We start from the raw sequence: 18,148 nt of genomic DNA, 5'->3' as shown, positions 1-18,148 counted from the left end.
AGGATAGAATTTTGAACGAATTGGTTTTTTTTGTTAATAACGTAGTGATTTCCGGGCTGACGATTGGGTCTATTTATGCGTTGGGGGCGGTCGGCATTACCCTGATCTTTAGCATCCTGCGTTTTGCGCACTTTGCCCATGCCGATCTGATGACACTCGGTGCGTTCTTTGCCTTCTTTCTGACCAGCCTTTTTCCAGCTGTTGGACCCGCTCTAGGCTTGCCCACTGCCTTTGTGATGCTCCCACTGGCGATGGCATTGACGGCTCTGTCAGCCGTGTATATCGATAAAGCCTTCTACCGTCCACTGCGCCGTCACGGGGTTAAGCCTATCGTTATCGTCATGGCCTCTTTGGGGGTCACGCTGATGCTGCAGGGTTTGATCCGGATGTTCATGGGAACCGGGGCGCGCAGTATGTATATTGATGACCGTAAAGGAATTCATCGTATCGACATGCCGTTTGAGCTGACTAATCGCCCGCTGGTGCTGACCGATCCGCAAATTCTGCTGCTACTGTTTTTGGTTGTGGCTGTAATCGCGTTACATCTGTTTTTAACTCGCAGCCGCTTGGGTAAGGCGATGCGAGCCATGTCGGATAATCCTGATCTGGCACGTGTCTCCGGTATTAATACCGATACCGTGGTCAAGGTGACCTGGATTATTGCTGGTTGTCTGGCCGCGGCCGCAGGAACGCTCTTGTCGCTGGATGTTTCATTGAAACCCGATCTTAGCTTCCATCTGTTGTTGCCGATTTTTGCCGCCGCCATCGTCGGTGGTGTCGGCCATCCCTACGGTGCCCTGGCAGGGGGATTTGTCATAGGTTTTGCTGAAACCCTGTCAGTATTTAACTGGGCCGTGCTGTTACGTCCAGTACGTGATTATCTTTGGTTTGATATTCCGGCCAACCTGTCATTCGTGTCCAGTGAATACAAGATAACGGTTCCCTTTTTCATCCTGCTGGCTATTTTGGTGTGGCGACCTACAGGGCTATTTAAAGGTAAGGTGCTGTGATGCTAATGAAACTACCCATGAAAGAAACCCTGCTGCTGATCGCGCTGGCGGTTACGGTGTTATTGCTGATCCAGGTGATGGGTACCGCCTATGGCGTCAGGGTACTGGTAGAGGCCAGTTGTTATGCGATTATTGCACTGGGACTAACCATTCAGTGGGGTTACGCCGGGTTATTCAATGCCGGCATTATGGGTTTTGTGGCCCTGGGCGGCTTTGCGACCATGCTACTGACGTTTCCAGTTAATCAAAGCTTCTGGGAGTCAGACCTGTCTGGTGAGTTGGGTATGGCATTTATGAAGCTGTTAGCTGCTGTGCTGTTGATGGTTGCGGTGATGCAACTGCATCGCCTCTCTGTACCGCGGCGCATTCGCTTGCCGATCATATTAATTGTGCTGGCCAGTGTCTACCTATGGGTTATCAATGCCTTCGCGCCTGTGTCCCAGTCGATTGTGAGTGAACATGGCTTTATCGGTGGTTTTGGTTTGCCGGTCTGGGCCGGTTGGTTGGTCGGCGGTATTCTGGCTGGTGTACTGGCGTACTTTATAGGGCATATCTGTCTAGGGTTGCGCAGTGACTACCTGGCAATAGCTACCCTGGGTGTGGCTGAAATTATCAAAGCCTTCTTAAAAAATTCCGAGTGGTTAACTCGCGGTACGCTGACTGTCTCTCCCTTACCCTGGCCGGTTCCGGATGCAGGTGAAGTGGGCTTTATTCTGGCGCGTGCATTTTATCTGTCGGTAACGGCAGTATTGATCGCGATCATCTTTTATCTGCTGCACCGGGCTTACCGAGGGCCCTGGGGGCGGATGATGCGGGCGATCCGGGATAACGAATTATCATCGGCAGCGATGGGTAAAAATGTTAATCAGCGTCGTCTGGAAGTGTTTGTGTTGGGCTGCGTGCTGATGGGTATTGGTGGTGCGGCACTGGCTACTTTTAATGGTATTTTTGATCCTACCGGTTATCTGCCTTTGAACCATACCTTTCTGATCTGGGTGATGGTGATTCTGGGTGGTCCGGGCAATAATCTCGGTACTATTTTCGGAGCGGTGTTTGTCTATGTCATCTGGGTGATGTCTGAACCGGTGGCGCTGTTTATTCTGAATAGCATCAGCTACCTGGGAGATATGTGGTTTGCCTGGGAAGCGCCCTCTGACTTTACCAGTCGAGCCCTGCAGGCACGGGTCTTCACGATCGGACTGATTATCACCCTGGTATTACGCTATGCACCGAAAGGTCTGTTTCCGGAGAAGATTCAGCAGCATCACTAAGTGCTGAAAGGCCTGATCTTTGGTGCTGCTATTTGCAGCGTTGCAGATCAGGCCTTGGGTCTATTGCTTTGCAAATACAGAATTACTGGATCAGTCCCACGGTGCGGAAGTCACCATCTCTGACAACCATCTCTTCTATAACACCTGGCACGTTTCCTCGCTCATCAAAGTCTTGCGTCCCGGCGGCACCTTCATAATTAATCTCTTTACCTTCAGCTAGCAGGGCAACCGCTTTCTCCCACTCGCCTGGCAGAATGACTTCTCCGGGTGGAAGAGCAACCGCGCGCAGGGCTTCAGAGAGACCTGCACGCTCAGCTGAACCATTTTTTTCAATGGCTAGCGCGAGCAAGAAGGCCGCATCATAAGACTGGCTGGCAAATACCGCGTTGGGATCCATACCATCGGCTAGTGCGGCCTCAGAGTAGCGTTCAGTACCTGGAATATCCGGTTTGCCCGGACGGGTGGCAATCATGCCTTCCAATACATCGGCTCCGACGGCATCCATCAGTGCTTCGCCTACCATGCCATCAGCACCTATATACTGCATGAAGTTACCGCTTTCATATGCCTGTCGCAGGATGGTTTGGCCGGAAGTGTCGGCATAGGCAAACACCAGCAGTGTATCGACTCCACTGGAGGCTAGACTGCCCAGTTCTGAGCGGTAGTCAGCTTTACCGTCTTCATGCGCCGCATTAGCAGCAATGACTCCGCCCTCAGCTTCATAGGTTGCAGAAAAAGCGTTCGACAGCCCCTGACCATAATCATTATTAACATAGGTCACAACCACCTCATTGATGCCTTTGGACAGCAATAATTTGGCCAGGACTTCACCCTGATAAGCATCAGACGGCGTGGTACGGAAGACCAGATCCTTGTCATCAATTTCAGCAACAGCGGGTGAGGTGGACGCTGGCGAAACCATCAACACTCCTGCGGGTACGGCGACGTTATTGGCTGCAGCAATGGTGGCTCCTGAGCAAAGTGCGCCGAGGATAGCGGTAACTTTTTCAGTATTGATCATACGGTCAGCGGCGTTAATGGCGGCAGACGCATCGGTACAAGTGGTATCAGCTGAAGACATGCTAAGTGTCTGTCCACCGAGAATGCCGCCTTGAGCATTGACCTGACTAACAGCCAGTTGGGCTCCTTGATAGATAGGTGGTGCCAGGCTTTCGATCGGACCGGTGAATCCACCGAGGAAGCCGAGTTTGACTTCCGCTTGCGCGATACTGGCCATAGCCGTTGCAGCAACAATAGCGCTGCATAGAAGTGTTTTTTTAATCATCGTGATTCCCTTTGTTTTTTTCAACGTTCAGATCGCCATGCAATGTAAGGCTAAACAATCTCTTTATGACACTTTATATCAGTAAAATCAATTGAGCGAGACTAACGGCAAGTTTGGCTTCAACAGGTGTATGGGAGACAATTATTGACTGGGAGAAAGATTGGATTTTAAGTAGCATGAAGCTTTTTTGTGCGGATAGTCCATGAACCGGGTTGATAGGCTACATTCTCCTTTTGAACAACACAGTCGAGCCCTGGCTTGGCTTGCTGTGTTCGGCTTACTGCTGGCGGCAACCAACCTGCGGGGTGGCTTGGTAGTCTTTGCACCACTGGTCTTGGAGATACGTGAAGCCCTCAGCCTCAGTGCCAGTGCATTCGGCATGCTGACCACCTTACCCCTGATCTGCTTTGCGGTGATATCAATTCTAGTGCCATTGATGACCCGTTTTTTCTCATCGATCACTCTGGTGGTTTTTGGCTTATTGATCATTTCACTGGGTGTTGTTTTGCGCCTGGTGGCAAGTTACCCAGTGGTCATTCTGGGCACGCTGTTGCTGGGCTCAGCGATCGCTTTATTGAATGTGCTGATTCCGGTTTTGGTGAAGGTATTCTTTCCCAGCCGTATGGGTCTGATGACCGGGCTTTATTCCATTATGCTGAGTCTGGGTGCGGGCATGGGCCTGTACTTAGCTGTACCAATGCTGGAATATTTTGGTCATTGGCATTATCCGGTAATGGTTTGGGCGCTGTTGCCGCTGTTAACCTGTCTGATTTGGTTGCCTTTACTGAAATTGCGCGGAGAGGTTAAGCCGGTAACGGGTGCGCGGGTCACTTTGTGGAAAAGCGCTACAGCCTGGGCCGTCACTTTATACATGGGTCTACAATCATTTTATTTCTACGCGATTGTCACCTGGTTGCCAAACATACTCATTGAAAGTGGCTTGAATCCACTGGAGGCGGGTAGTACAACGGCCATGATCAGTCTGGCCAGTATACCTTTTAATCTATTTATCCCGATTTTTGCGACAAAAATGCACAACCAGCGCAGTTTGGTTGTACTCATATCCCTGTTATCGTTTTCCGGACTAACCGGGCTCTGGTGGGCGCCTCAGCTTGCTCCCATGTTGTGGGCCGCGTTGATCGGTATGGGAGCCGGTGGGGCTCTGAGTCTGTCGTTGTCTTTCTTTATACTGCGCACTGGTGATGGCGTGCAGGCCACGGCTTTATCGGCAATGGCCCAGAGTCTCGGGTATTTGTTGGCTGCTACTGGCCCTGTTACCCTAGCGTTAATGCATGATATCAGTGGCCATTGGCTAACAGCCTTAATGTTGCTGATGCTGTTACAGATTTTTCAATTTGCATTTGGCTGGAAGGCGGCTGCCGCTGTACAGATCAAGCCGGATATAAACACACACTCTTCTAAACGGACACCTTGATGGAACTCACGACTTTCCTGAATGCTTTTACTGGCTTTTTTGTCATTATCGACCCGATAGGCACGGCATTAATCTTCCATGCGCTGTTACCGGAAGGGGATAAACGTCATCGGGTGATTATGGCGGTCAAGGCGACCTTGATCAGTGCCGTGCTACTGCTTGTATTCGGCAACTTTGGTGAGGCGTTTTTGAATAGCCTGGGAATCAATATCAATGCGCTGCGCATCTCAGGTGGGTTGTTGCTGTTTTTTACGGCATTTAACCTGATCACCAGAGAAGTGAAAATGACCCAATCGGAGGGGAAGCAGGATATATCGGTTTATCCGCTGTCTATCCCATTGTTGGCAGGTCCCGGTGCACTGACGTTGTCGATCCTGTTGTTTTCGGGTGCAGAAACCGCTGCGCAGGAAATCTCTGTCTTGGCCGCCGTAATCATCACCTATGGACTGACCCTGGTATTAATGTTGTTATCCGGTTATGTGAAGCGGGTGATAGGCAAAACCGGTGATGAAATTTTGCGTCGGTTCTTGGGCGTCATCCTGGCCGCACTGGCCATTCAGTTTATCTATGACGGTTTCAATAATATGCTGTCACTTTGATCGTGTCTGTATTAGTACCTGTCGATATTTATTTTGTTACCCTGAGGCAGGATGCCAAAACCTAACTATACTGCAACTGCGGCACTGAAATACCTTCCAGTATTTCAGTGAGTTGGGAGATATAACACAGGATGGTTGCGGGAAAACATGAAACGTATCTCGTTTAAATTATTGATTGCAGCCACAGTTACGCTGAGTATGGTGATTTTGGCCAGCGTGCTGGTGTTTCAGGGCTATCGCGGGATGCAGGCTGGCATACTTGAAGTGGCTGATCAGGCCAGTCAACAGTTGACGGTTACCGTCAATGAACGTATCCAAAAGCTAATGGAGCCCAGCCAGATGTTGATCAGAATGCTGCGGCATGATCCTTTGGTCAACACTACGGATTTACAGTCACGTCAGAACCGAGTTCCCGCTATTGCCGAAGTTCTAAAAGCAAACCCTTTGCTGAGCGCCGTCTATATCGGTTATGACAATGCCGACTTTTTATTGCTACGGAAACTGCATACGGCACATGCGAGAGGATTTGTTGATGCACCGGAAGGTAGTCATTTTCTGCTGCAAACCCTTGTCACCGATGCGGACGGAAAGCGCCAGGGTGAATGGTCTTTTTACGATGTATCCTTGACTGATATTGTTGAAGTCCGCCGCATGCCGCAATACACCTTCAATCCCCATAGCCGTTCCTGGTATCAGCAAGCACTTAATTCCGATAGGGTTGAACTGACGGCACCTTATTTGTTTTATACCACTCAGGAAGTGGGCGTGAGCATGTCGCTACATGCAGGTGACGGCGTGGTACTAGGCATAGATGCTACAGCCATGGATTTAAGTGAGTACATGGATTCATTGCGCCTGACACCGGGTACCGAGATTGCCATTATTAACCAGGATGAGCTGTTGCTGGCGTATCCTGATATTGATCGCTTTATTCTCAGTGATGCACGTGAAACCCGTTTGGCTAGCTTGCGGGAAATTAATGTCCCGGTATTACAGGCGCTGGTAACTCAGTCGGCGGGTATGCAGAGCCTCACGCACTTTAAAGATGATGATCAAGACTGGTATGGTCTGGTGTCTCCTCTGGTCGCGTTGGGCAATGATGATCTTAGAATCCTGATTGCTATTCCTGGTGACGAATTACTGGGTAATGTTAAAAAAAGCATCCTCAGTCAGTTGCAGTGGGCCTTTTCAATTATGATTGTGCTGTTGTTAGCTGGTTGGGCTGTGGGACAACGCATTGGCAAACCGATTGCTGAGCTGGAAAAGCAGGTGCGCTCCCTGGCCAATCTGAACTTCGACAACAAAATCACTACACAAACATCCATTCGTGAAGTGCATGCGTTGACACGTGTGCTGGATGATATGTCTGCGACTATTCGGCATTTTAAATCACTGTCTATGTCCCTCAATCGGGAGCGAGATCCTGACAAACTGTTGCAGTCTGTTCTGGAGGAGCTGGTTAAGGCCATAGGGCATGTTTCAGGTTGTATCTATTTGTTCGATAGGAGTACACAGACACTAAAGCTGAACAACCGCATGGATGATCAGAGCCTGCCGGACACTATAGTGCTGGAAGGCCTGCATGAAATTGATAGTCAGGTGCGTGAACAGGTCAGAAAGGCTGGCTATGATTTTTATGTCTGCACGATGTTACGTGACCGTTATGATCATCTGTTGGGCGTGTTGATTATAGATGCCATGGATACCCCATCAGCCGATATTCAAGGGTTGCGGGCTTTTATCGATGATATTTCCGGTGCCGCAGCTATAGCGATAGAGGCCCGTCAGATGATACGGGAACAGAAAGCATTGATAGATGGCATTGTCCACCTGATCGCTGATGCCATTGATGCCAAGTCTCCCTATACCAGTGGGCATTGTGAGCGGGTTCCGGAATTGGCCATGATGCTTTCTAATGCGGCGGTGCAAAGCCAACTGCCGGCATTTCAGGATTACCATCTGAATGAAGCCGAAATTGAAGCCTTTCGTATCGCGGCCTGGCTGCATGATTGCGGCAAAATTACCAGCCCCGAGTATGTGGTTGATAAGGCGACCAAACTGGAAACTATTTATAACCGCATCCATGAGATTCGTACCCGCTTTGAAGTACTCTACCGGGATGCACAGATTGTCTGTTTGCAAGGTAGGCTGGAGGGGCAGGACCCTGAAACTCTGCAGCGCTCATGCGATGCTACTCAGAAACAACTTCTCGAAGAGTTCAGCTTTATTGCCAGGGCCAATATTGGTAGTGAGCTGATGTCAGAAGAGGATGTTGCCCGAGTACGGGAAATAGGTTCGCGCCGTTGGATACGCTATTTCAGTCATCGCATCGGGCTATCTCAGGATGAGAAGCAACGATTGAGTGGTCTCCCTGAGGAAGTATTGCCTGCGCAGGACACCTTATTGAGTGACCGTCCTGAGCAGGTATTCCCTTGGAATGGTCGGAAGCCACCGGTTGCAAAAGAGGATCCAGATAATCGTTGGGGCTTTGATATGCAGGTACCCGATGTGGCTTATAATCAAGGTGAGCTGCATAATCTGACCGTTCAAAAAGGCACACTGACAATAGAAGAGCGGTTTAAAATTAATGAGCATATCGTACAGACCATCATTATGCTTGAAGCACTGCCTCTGCCAGATTATCTGGCGCAAGTTCCGGCTATAGCCGGTAACCATCATGAGAAAGTCGATGCCACCGGCTACCCTAGGCGTCTATCTGCCGGGGAGCTGAGCTTGCAAGAGCGGATTATGGCGGTAGCAGACGTATTTGAAGCGCTGACCGCTATTGACCGTCCTTATAAGCAGGGTAAAACGCTGACACAAGCCCTCGGTATTATGGCCAGTATGGTCGCGGAAGCGCACCTGGATGCTGGCATATTTGAACTGTTTCTGCGTTCTGGTATTTATCATGATTATGCACAGCAATTTATGCAGCCAGAGCAGATAGACGAAGTTGATATCACCCAGTTTCTATCCACGGCTACCTGAAAGTACTGATCAGTTGCGCTGGTTCAGGTATTTGGGTGTACTGGGCAGATTGTCCTTCAGCAGCTTGATCAGTTGAGTGTCAGCCCAGTTGCGGCGGTAGGCCAGACCAAAGCGATAGTGGAATGATGGACGAAAGGGCTTGATGACAATATCACGCTGAACGGCTACCGTATCGTAGGCCGTTATCGGGTTGATCAGGCTGATACCTACGCCATTGGCGACCAGGCTGCAGATGGCGGCGATATTGGCTTCAGTTTTTCCGGCAATCCTAACCTTATGCTGTGAAATTAACCGAAGCAGTTGGTCGGCGGCTAGATTGGGTTGGTTTGGAATAACCAGATGCTGATTTTTCAAGTCAGCAACTTCAATATATTCAGCGTCTGCTAACGGATGGCCTGCCGGTATCAGGCATACAGCTTCTACCGCAAACAATTCATCCACAGTCAGTCGTTCACTACTGATCGGCAGAGTCACGAATCCCGCATCGAAATGCCCTGATTCCACTGCACGCACGACATCGGGGCTGGGCATAATATCGAAATAGATGCTGTATTTCGGATTAATTTTCAAAATGGCTGCAATAACCTCAGGGATATAGGCAAAACCGAGGGCAGGGGCTGATGCCAGACGCATGCGCGAAACACCGAATTCACGCAGCGCGACGATGGTGTGCTTCATCTCATCCAGATTGCCTATCAGTTGCATTATTTCCTGATACAACTCATCCGCTTCAGGCAGCTTGATCAGACGATTTTTGTGGCGCATGAACAAGGGCATGCCGATATTTTCTTCCAGCTGTGCCAGTGATCGGCTCACACCTGACTGGGTTAGCCCGAGGGCTTTGGCTGCACGGGTAGCGGTGTCAGACTCATAGAGAGTCTTGAAAACCATCAGTGATTTGAGTGAGTTAAGATTTACTTCTTTCATCGAACATTCCTGTAAGTATCGACTGACACAGAATCGATTATTACGTGTTCAAGCAGAAAAATCCATGAGTAAAAATCATGATTTAATGAAAAAACATTATAAGTTGAAATTAATCGAATTTAACTTACACTCAAAACAAGTCAGTTTTTTGATACAGGCTTAAAATTCATTGATTGATCCGGTTGAAATACCTGAAGTATGACTGATCAATCCGACAAACTGTGTTGTTTATACCCCTGGGCATAAACAAGATCTTTTCACTAAGTAGGATAACAACATGAATATGATTAAACAGCATTTAACTAAATCTTTAGTAGCCGCTGCTTTTGTTTTCAGTACGGCATCCATGGTTTCCATGACGGCTGATGCACGTGATTTACCCCAAATTAAAGATGATGTTTTTAAAGTTGCGAACTCGGGTGCTTACCCGCCGTTCAGTTACGTAGATACCGACGGTAATGTTGTTGGATTTGATGTTGATATCGCCAAGGCTGTTGCTGAAAGAATGGGTGTGGATGTTGATATTCAAACATCACCCTGGAGTGGCATAGTCGCCGCACTGGCTGGCGGACGCTTTGATGCCTGTATTTGCAGTATGAGTGTAACGGAAGAGCGTCAGCGCGCCGTGGACTTTACTGACTCTTATTACAGTGCAGGTTTATCTGTGTGGGTACAAGGTGATAATACCGATATTAACAGTCTGGCAGATCTTGAAGGCAAGCGAGTGGGCTCCACTATCGGTGAAACCGGTAACCAATGGGCCGTTGAAAATGGTGAGGGTAAATGGCGTAACCAGACCTTCCAGGGTCTACCCGATTTGCTCACAGGCCTGACTACCGGTCGAGTTGATGCGATTATCGCCGATGATGTTCCTGTGTATGTGGTGCTGAAAGAAAATAACCCAGACATTAAATTAGTCGAGGTGGGTGAACTGCCAAGATGGCCTGCAGCAATTTCTATTCAGAAAAACAAACCTGAACTACTGGCCGCTTTGAATACAGCCTTGGCTGAAATTAAAGCAGACGGGACCTATCAGAGCATTGTAGATAAGTGGATCGGTGAAGGTGCCACTATTGAGTGATTCCACCCAGTAGTCTGATTTTATGATCAGATGCTTATTAGGGGTACAAGTCACAGGTTGTAATTCTGGTTTCACGATCGGGTTTGTGGATTGTACCCCTATGATAACTCTTGTCTCCTTGAGATTTAAAATAGAAAAAGGGTGGGAGTATGGATTTTGATTTGATGGTCGGGGTGACCCCCTTATTGCTGAAAGCAGCCTGGGTTACCGTCGATATATCAGCCCGCGCTATTTCGTTGGGTTTTGTGGTCGCTTGCGTACTGGTGTTCATGCGTTCAATCAAGTTTATTCCCGTGCAGTGGTTTGCTCGTGGCTATATTAGCGTTATACGGGGAACACCGTATTTTGTGCAGTTGTTGCTGGTGTTTTATGGTGGTCCCTCCTTGGGGGTTAGGCTGGATCCATTTACCTGTGGCGTGTTAGTTGGTGCCTTTAATATCGGCGCTTATATGAGCGAAGCTATTCGCGGTGCCTTGGAATCAGTGGACAGTGGCCAGAATGAAGCATCACGCTCAATCGGCTTTGGTCGTTTTCAAACGCTGATCTACGTGGTGTTGCCACAAGCCGCTGGTTTAATGATTCGTTCTGTCGGCGTATTGGGTATCGTGCTGGTCAAAAACTCTTCATTGGTATCGATTATTTCTGTAGTGGAACTGACGTATCAGGCGCAACGTCTCATCGGTTCAACCTATAAGCCGTTCGAAATTTTCGCGCTCACAGCCATTATGTATATCTGCATCGTCTACGCCGTGATGGGTATCGTTGAGCTGGCTTATCGTCGTGCCACGCGCTACACCACTTTAGTTAAGAGGGTACAGTGATGGAATTTGATTTTTCTCCGGTCATTACTTACGCCCCTACACTGATGAAAGGTGTCTGGGTAACCTTTCTGATCGCACTGGTGGTGGGGATTTTCTCGATTGTGGGTGGGTTGTTGGTCGCAGTGATCTCGATCTTTACCAACAAAGTGGTGAGCTGGCCGCTGCGTTTCTTTATCTGGCTATTCATGACCACGCCGTTGCTACTGCAGCTGTATTTTCTCTACTTTGGTTTGGGGGAGTGGATACTGATACCCGCCTTAATGGTTGGGGTGCTGGGACTGGGTTTTCACTACATGGCGTACAACGCGGATATTTTTATGGCCACCATGCGTTCGGTCTCGTCGGGTCAGTATGAAGCGTCACGTTCACTAGGGTTTGGGCATGTCAGGACTATTTATTACATTATCGTACCCCAGGCCTTTATTCGTTCAGTACCGCAGATAGGCAATAACCTGATCTTGATGGTCAAGGATACCTCGGTGCTTTCAGCCATAGGGGTTGCTGAGCTGGTATACGCCTCACAGTATGCTATTAGCGTCTCTTTCCGTCCGTTCGAATTCTTTATTGTCATTGCCGTAATTTATTACATCCTGAATTTGTTTATGGAATATGGTCAGGCGCGCTTTGAACGTATGACGGCCGATCGCCGATGAAAACTAATCACTTTAGCGAATATACCTTATTTGAATGGGACAGTTATGAAGACTGATACAACGACCGAAACACCCATGGTGGATATAGTTAATGTACACAAAAAGTTTGGTGAACTGGAAGTGCTCAAAGGCATCAACCTTACCGTGCCACGTGGCAAGATCGTTTCGATTATCGGCTCATCCGGTTCAGGTAAAAGCACCTTGCTTCGTTCCGTGAATCATCTGGAAGTGATCGATAAAGGCACCATCATGCTGGATGGCGTTCAGGTGAATCGCCCTGATATGTCCGGACTGGCATTTGAGCGTCATATCAACCATATACGTCAGAATATGGGCATGGTGTTTCAGCACTTTAACCTTTTTCCACACCTTTCCACCCTGGAAAATGTGACTCTGGGGCCGCGTAAGCTCAAAGGTATGGATCGTAAATCTGCTGATGAACTGGGTCGTGAATACCTTGAGCGTGTGGGGTTGGCAGACAAAGCCGAAGTCTATCCTTCTCGACTTTCAGGTGGACAAAAACAGCGTGTAGCTATTGCCAGAGCCTTGGCGATGCAGCCGAAAGTGATGCTGTTTGACGAAGCCACCTCAGCATTGGATCCAGAGCTGGTTGAAGAGGTCAACCTGGTTATGCAGGGGTTGGCTAAAGACCATATGACCATGTTGATCGTGACCCACGAGATGGCCTTTGCCCGGAATGTATCAGACTGGGCGATGTTCATGGACGGCGGGGTTGTGGTGGAAGAGGGGCCTCCGGACAAATTCTTTACCAATCCGGACCACGAGCGCACCCGCAACTTCTTGCGCAAACATCTGGATACTAATCGTTAGTACTTACTGGTAAATGTGAGTGAAAAATACAGTCTCTGTGACCGCGTGTGCGGACAGGGACGGGAAATCTTTGTGCTTTTTTTAGCGGAGTTAGAGGTTATATGACAAGTAACGCTTTGTTTTATCAGGCGGGTGCAGAACTGCCGTTGATCAGCCATGCCAAGGGTATTTATATGTGGGATACCCAGGGTAAACGTTATATCGACGGTTGCTCCGGTGCTATCACCTGCAGTCTGGGACACCAGCATCCGACCGTCACTGCCGCCATGAAGGCACAGCTGGATCAAGTGGCTTTTAGCTATCGAACTCAGTTTGAAAGTCAGGTGGCGATTGATCTGGGTGATGCCCTGGTAGCATTAACCGAGGCGCAACTGCACAAGGTATTTTTTGTTGGCAGTGGTTCGGAAGCGGTCGAAAGTGCGATGAAGCTGGCACGCCAGTATTTCTATGATCGTGGCGAGCCGCAACGCCAGCGTTTTGTTTCCTTGCGCCCTTCTTATCATGGCAGCACGCTGGGTGCCCTGGGTCTCACTGGCTATGAACCCCTGGAGCGCCCTTATGCTGATCTGATTACCCCCTCAGTGAAAGTGCCGTCGCCGGATTTTTACCGTTTCAAAGAAGCGGATATCGCTGCTCATATTGAAGCGGTTTTGTTGCAAACAGAAATGGCGATGGCCGCTCAGCCTGAGGGCAGTATTGTGGCCTTTGTGCTTGAACCAGTGGGTGGTGCCAGTACCGGTGCCAGAATGCTGAATAAACGTTATGTAGAAGGGGTTCGTGCATTGTGTGACCGCTTCGGCTGTTTGCTGATTATGGATGAAGTGCTCAGCGGTATCGGTCGCACCGGTGAATGGTTTGCCTGGCAGCATTGGGGTATCTGTCCGGACATTCTGGTATTGGCTAAAGGCATGGGGGCCGGATATTACCCGGTAGCCGGGATCATGGCCAAAGCCGAGCTAGTGGATCAGGTCCAGAATCAGGGGGGCTTTATGCACGGCCATACCTATGCCGGTAACCCGCTGGCCTGTGCGACGGGTCTGGCGGTGATCCGTGCCATGCATAATGAAAACATAGTGGACAATGTACGCGAGCAGGGTGTCTATCTGCGTCAGCAATTAGAACTGTTAAAAACCCGTTATGACTTTATCGGCGACGTGCGCGGTATAGGGTTTTTGCAAGGGGTTGAGTTGGTGCAATCACAAGACACTAAAGCCCCTTTCCCGGCAGCATTTAATGCCTTCAGCAAAATCACCGAAATTGCCAGGGAAAAAGGTTTGTTGATCTATCCACGGCGCTGCCTGAACGGTGTCGAAGGTGATCACTTTCTGGTGACGCCACCCTTGAACACCACGCGTGCAGAAATTGATGAAATGATGACGTTACTGGATCAGGCATTAGCTGAATTCAGCCGGATTCTGCCATAACTACATAATAATAACTTTTTGTTTATTAAAATAATTTTGGATGTGACTTGTGAATAAAACAACCTCGATTGAAGACGCGATTGCAGCCATCCCCTCGGGTGCTGTGATCATGGTCGGTGGGTTTGGCAGTCCAGGTACACCCTTCAGCCTGATAGATGAGCTGTTGCGCCAGGGACAACGCAATCTGACACTGATCAAAAATGATGCCAACGAAGCCGGTATCGGTATCAGCAAACTGATTGAGCAGGGGCGGGTGGAACGACTTATTACCACCCACATAGGTTTGAATAAAACCGCCATCGAATGGATGAACAGCCAGCGATTAATGGTGGAGTTTCATCCACAAGGTATGCTGGCTGAGAAAATACGTACGGCAGGCGCTGGCAGTTACGGTTTTCTCACCGATATCGGTTTGCATTCCGAAATTACCCGTCCCGAGCAGTTGCTGGAGTGGCAAGGTAAACAGTACAAGATGGAAATGGCGCTGCAGGCTGATTTTGCCTTAGTGCATGCGGCGCGTGCTGATAGGTTTGGCAACCTGATCTATGACGGCAGTGCGATGAACTTTAATCCGTTGATGGCGATGGCGGCTGATCAGGTCATTGTTGAAACCCCGTCCTGTGTGGAACCCGGCGGACTGCTGCCGAATCAGATACACACCCCCTGTGCTTTTGTCGATCGTTTGGTGGTGTTGCCCCAGTTAACTCAGGAATACAGGATAATGGAGCACCATGTCAGACATTGAAACCTTATTGAAGCGGGCCGTTAAAGAGATTAAGCCAGGCAGTATTCTGAATCTGGGTATCGGCTTGCCAACCCAACTGCTGGATTATCTTCCGGATAATCTGGATGCACTCATACATTCCGAAAATGGTGTGCTGGGTTCCTGGAAGCAGGCCCCACGAGAGCAGATGAGTGCCTCGCTGATAGATGCCGCTGGAGCTTATGTCTCCACCGTTGAGGGGAGCAGCTTTTTTGACAGTGCGGTGTCCTTTGCGATGATCCGGCGCAGTAAAATCGATTTGACTATGATTGGTGCCTTTGAGGTGGATCAGCAGGGTAATCTGGCCAATTGGAAAATCCCTGGCAAGTTTTCACCGGGCATCGGTGGTGCGATGGAGCTGGCACAAAAAACGCCGCGCCTCGTAGTGCTGATGAGCCACTGTGACAAACAGGGGCGCTCAAAAATACTGCAGCAATGCCGTTTGCCGGTCACCGCTTACCATTGCATCTCACGCATCATTACTGACAAGGCGGTGATGGATGTCACCCCGGAAGGACTGTTGGTACGTGAAATGGCACAAGAGATGAGCCCCGATAAATTGCAGGCGATTACCGAAGCCCGGTTAATCTTTGCAGATAAGGTAGGGGTGCTATGAGTCTGAATACAACTGAACAGGCCATTCTGCAGAGCTGTGATGCGGTATTTGCCGATACTCTGGCGTTCACTCAGGATATGGTCAAGCAGTACAGCGTTCTGAATCAGGAGCAGGGCGTACTGGATGTCGTCGAACGGCAACTGCAGGCGCTGCAATTGCCGGTGCAACGCGTGGCGATGAAGCATGCTGAACTCTGCACCCATCCACTCTATGCCCCCGTGCCCTGGAATCATGAAGATAAATACAATCTGGTAGCGCAACTCAATCCGGGTGCTAGTGGCAAAACCCTGGTGTTTAACGGTCATCTGGATGTGGTCCCGGCGGATCCTGTCGATATGTGGACTCAGGCTCCACATGAGCCCTGGATCAAGGATGGCTGGTTGTATGGTAGAGGGGCTGGCGATATGCAATCCGGTGTGGCGGCAATGATCTTTGCCGTTCATGCAGTGCAGCACGCCGGGTACAAAATCACCTCGCCAATTACGTTGCAGGCGGTGGTTGAAGAGGAGTGTTCCGGCAATGGTGCGCTGTCGTGTCTGCAGCAGGGTTTTGGCGGCGACTTTGTGTTGATTCCGGAACCCTTTGGGCCACAGATCTATTCCGGTCAGGTGGGTGTACTCTGGTTTAAACTGACGGTGCAGGGGAAGCCAGTGCATGTGTTGGATACCGCCGCCGGAGAGAATGCCATCGAAAAACTGCAGCGCTATATCCCGGCACTTAAACTTCTGGAAGAAGAGCTTAATACCTACCACAAGTCGCCTCCTTATGATGCGGTGGCACGGCCCTTTAATCTGAATATCGGTAAAATTCAGGGAGGCAACTGGCCCTCCAGTGTTCCGGCCTATGCTGAAATGGAAGGCCGGATAGGTTTTCCACCGGGAATGTCCGCGAATGACATTATGCAGAAAGTCAGTGATGCGGTGGAAAGTGTCAACAGGTCCAGCAGTAACCTGGCTATCTCCAAACCTGTGCTGCGCTTTCACGGCTTTCGCTCAGAAGGACATCTGGTCGATCTGAAGCATGGCGGGATCGGCTTGCTGGCTGGCTGTCACCGCTCATTGACTGATAGCGAACCGGAGCAGTATTTGTCCACCTGCACCACAGACCTGCGAGCCTTTCATTTTTACAGTCGTACCGCGGGCACCTGTTACGGTCCGATAGCTAAAAATATCCATGGCGTGGATGAGTGTGTCGATATCGAATCTATCCGCCATGTTCTGAAAACCTATGCGCTGTTTATCAGTCGCTGGTGCAAACTGGAAGCCTTATGAAACCTGTCTACCTGAGTCATTACCGACGCACCGCCTTTACCCGGGCGCACCCGAAAAAACCGGAAGTGGATGCGTTTTCTTCCCTGTCTGGCCCCACTTTACTGGCTAAACTGATTGATGAAATGCTGCAGACCACCCAACTGCAAACCGATCAGGTGGATGACCTGACCTTGGGTTGTGCGCTGGGAGTGAAGGAGCAGTGGAGTTTTGGTGGACGTTATCCCATACTTCAGACAGTCCTCGGTGATCAGTGTGCCTCGCGGATGATCGATCAGCAGTGTGGATCGGGCCTGGCGGCCATGCGCATGGCAAGTTTGAATATAGCCTCAGGCGGCGCTGATATTGCTCTTGCCGGTGGTTATGAACACATGAGCCGGGTGCCCATGGGTCCTTCGCTGTTCAACGAAGGTATTTTGACAGTACCGCAGCTACAGCCGGATTATGATGTCGCCAGAGTGATGAATATGGGGCTGACGGCCGAGTCGTTGGCCAGGTTGGGCAATATCAGCCGTGAGATGATGGATCGCTTTGCCTGCCGCTCACACCAGCTGGCTACGGCTGCAGGTGAACAGGGCTTTCTGGCGGGTGAAATCCTGGCAGTCGATACGCCGGAGCAACCCAACTACCGTGTGGATGCCTGTATCCGTGAGGCGACTACACTGGAAACCCTGTCTGATTTGAAGCCGGCATTTGAAGAAAATGGCCAGATCACCGCAGGTAACAGTTCGCCACTGACCAGTGGCGCGGCACTGGCGTTGCTGATGTCAGAGCAGGCAATGCAAAGCAATGGCCTGGAGCCCCTGGCACGGGTGGTGGCTTGTGTCGATCGGGGCACACGACCGGAGTTGATGGGACAGGGTGTCGTGCCAGCAGTGGAAAAACTCCTGGCATTAACCGGGCTGCGGGCTGAACAGATCGATTTCTGGGAGATCAATGAAGCCTTTAGTGTTGTACCCTTGTATGCCATACAGAGGCTGCAGCTGGATGCCGAACGGGTGAATATTCATGGCGGTGCGCTGGCACTCGGTCACCCGCTGGGTGCAACCGGCATCCGCCTGGCAGGTACACTGGCGCGTACCTTGAAGCAACAACAGCGGCGTTACGGTATCGCCGCCGCTTGCATCGGTGGCGGTCAGGGCATTGCTATGTTGCTGGAAGGCATCAACTGATTTT

At 50.0% G+C, this 18,148-nt stretch carries 16 protein-coding genes; 14 read left to right on the top strand and 2 right to left on the bottom strand.

From position 1 onward, the window contains the following. Positions 1 to 11 precede the first annotated feature (11 nt). Together ACN0R1_RS00400 and ACN0R1_RS00395 are read left to right on the top strand one after the other, a co-directional pair. Positions 12 to 1,010: a branched-chain amino acid ABC transporter permease gene (locus ACN0R1_RS00400; protein ID WP_417578786.1), complete on the top strand. Its 999-nt coding sequence runs from the start codon at positions 12 to 14 to the stop codon at positions 1,008 to 1,010. Continuing rightward, positions 1,010 to 2,281 (top strand): branched-chain amino acid ABC transporter permease, encoded by a 1,272-nt coding sequence (locus tag ACN0R1_RS00395; RefSeq protein WP_417578784.1) that lies wholly within the window; start codon positions 1,010 to 1,012, stop codon positions 2,279 to 2,281. Before ACN0R1_RS00400 ends, ACN0R1_RS00395 begins: the two co-directional genes overlap by 1 nt. Positions 2,282 to 2,363: 82 nt before the next feature. Here the strand turns inward: ACN0R1_RS00395 and ACN0R1_RS00390 are convergent, their stop codons facing one another. After that, entirely contained in the window at positions 2,364 to 3,566 is a 1,203-nt protein-coding gene (locus tag ACN0R1_RS00390) for an ABC transporter substrate-binding protein (RefSeq protein WP_417578782.1), read from the bottom strand. 202 nt (positions 3,567 to 3,768) lie between these two features. Here ACN0R1_RS00390 and ACN0R1_RS00385 point away from each other — a divergent pair, with 202 nt between their 5' ends. From ACN0R1_RS00385 to ACN0R1_RS00375, 3 genes are all read left to right on the top strand, one after another. Then, positions 3,769 to 5,001 (top strand): CynX/NimT family MFS transporter, encoded by a 1,233-nt coding sequence (locus tag ACN0R1_RS00385; protein ID WP_417578780.1) that lies wholly within the window; start codon positions 3,769 to 3,771, stop codon positions 4,999 to 5,001. After that, the gene (locus tag ACN0R1_RS00380) at positions 5,001 to 5,600 is read left to right on the top strand and encodes a MarC family protein (RefSeq protein ID WP_417578778.1); all 600 of its coding nucleotides are present in this window, start codon (positions 5,001 to 5,003) and stop codon (positions 5,598 to 5,600) included. The genes ACN0R1_RS00385 and ACN0R1_RS00380 overlap by 1 nt, the downstream gene beginning before the upstream one ends. 147 nt (positions 5,601 to 5,747) lie before the next feature. Beyond that, positions 5,748 to 8,588: an HD domain-containing phosphohydrolase gene (locus ACN0R1_RS00375; RefSeq protein WP_417578776.1), complete on the top strand. Its 2,841-nt coding sequence runs from the start codon at positions 5,748 to 5,750 to the stop codon at positions 8,586 to 8,588. Between the two features lie 9 nt (positions 8,589 to 8,597). Here the strand turns inward: ACN0R1_RS00375 and ACN0R1_RS00370 are convergent, their stop codons facing one another. Continuing rightward, entirely contained in the window at positions 8,598 to 9,515 is a 918-nt protein-coding gene (locus ACN0R1_RS00370) for a LysR family transcriptional regulator (RefSeq protein ID WP_417578774.1), read from the bottom strand. Between the two features lie 277 nt (positions 9,516 to 9,792). Here ACN0R1_RS00370 and ACN0R1_RS00365 point away from each other — a divergent pair, with 277 nt between their 5' ends. The 9 genes from ACN0R1_RS00365 to ACN0R1_RS00325 all read left to right on the top strand — a co-directional run bounded on the left by ACN0R1_RS00365 (position 9,793) and on the right by ACN0R1_RS00325 (position 18,144). Beyond that, positions 9,793 to 10,596: a transporter substrate-binding domain-containing protein gene (locus tag ACN0R1_RS00365; protein WP_417578772.1), complete on the top strand. Its 804-nt coding sequence runs from the start codon at positions 9,793 to 9,795 to the stop codon at positions 10,594 to 10,596. 149 nt (positions 10,597 to 10,745) lie between these two features. Beyond that, positions 10,746 to 11,417 (top strand): amino acid ABC transporter permease, encoded by a 672-nt coding sequence (locus ACN0R1_RS00360; RefSeq protein ID WP_417578770.1) that lies wholly within the window; start codon positions 10,746 to 10,748, stop codon positions 11,415 to 11,417. After that, positions 11,417 to 12,070, top strand: a complete 654-nt coding sequence (locus ACN0R1_RS00355) for an amino acid ABC transporter permease (RefSeq protein ID WP_417578768.1) — start codon at positions 11,417 to 11,419, stop codon at positions 12,068 to 12,070. The genes ACN0R1_RS00360 and ACN0R1_RS00355 overlap by 1 nt, the downstream gene beginning before the upstream one ends. Before the next feature lie 75 nt (positions 12,071 to 12,145). Further along, positions 12,146 to 12,901, top strand: a complete 756-nt coding sequence (locus ACN0R1_RS00350) for an amino acid ABC transporter ATP-binding protein (RefSeq protein ID WP_417579425.1) — start codon at positions 12,146 to 12,148, stop codon at positions 12,899 to 12,901. A gap of 101 nt (positions 12,902 to 13,002) precedes the next feature. Beyond that, positions 13,003 to 14,325, top strand: a complete 1,323-nt coding sequence (locus ACN0R1_RS00345; RefSeq protein ID WP_417578766.1) for an aspartate aminotransferase family protein — start codon at positions 13,003 to 13,005, stop codon at positions 14,323 to 14,325. Positions 14,326 to 14,374: 49 nt separating this feature from the next. Then, positions 14,375 to 15,070, top strand: a complete 696-nt coding sequence (locus ACN0R1_RS00340) for a CoA transferase subunit A (protein WP_417578764.1) — start codon at positions 14,375 to 14,377, stop codon at positions 15,068 to 15,070. Next, the gene (locus ACN0R1_RS00335; RefSeq protein ID WP_417578762.1) at positions 15,057 to 15,704 is read left to right on the top strand and encodes a 3-oxoacid CoA-transferase subunit B; all 648 of its coding nucleotides are present in this window, start codon (positions 15,057 to 15,059) and stop codon (positions 15,702 to 15,704) included. Before ACN0R1_RS00340 ends, ACN0R1_RS00335 begins: the two co-directional genes overlap by 14 nt. Continuing rightward, positions 15,701 to 16,975, top strand: coding sequence for an ArgE/DapE family deacylase (locus ACN0R1_RS00330; protein WP_417578760.1), 1,275 nt, complete (start codon positions 15,701 to 15,703; stop codon positions 16,973 to 16,975). The genes ACN0R1_RS00335 and ACN0R1_RS00330 overlap by 4 nt, the downstream gene beginning before the upstream one ends. Continuing rightward, positions 16,972 to 18,144: an acetyl-CoA C-acyltransferase gene (locus ACN0R1_RS00325; RefSeq protein WP_417578758.1), complete on the top strand. Its 1,173-nt coding sequence runs from the start codon at positions 16,972 to 16,974 to the stop codon at positions 18,142 to 18,144. The genes ACN0R1_RS00330 and ACN0R1_RS00325 overlap by 4 nt, the downstream gene beginning before the upstream one ends. Positions 18,145 to 18,148 lie beyond the last annotated feature (4 nt).

The organism is Nitrincola sp. (genome assembly GCF_048264025.1).
Lineage (GTDB): Bacteria > Pseudomonadota > Gammaproteobacteria > Pseudomonadales > Balneatricaceae > Nitrincola.
This window is presented reverse-complemented; position numbering and strand designations above follow the sequence as displayed.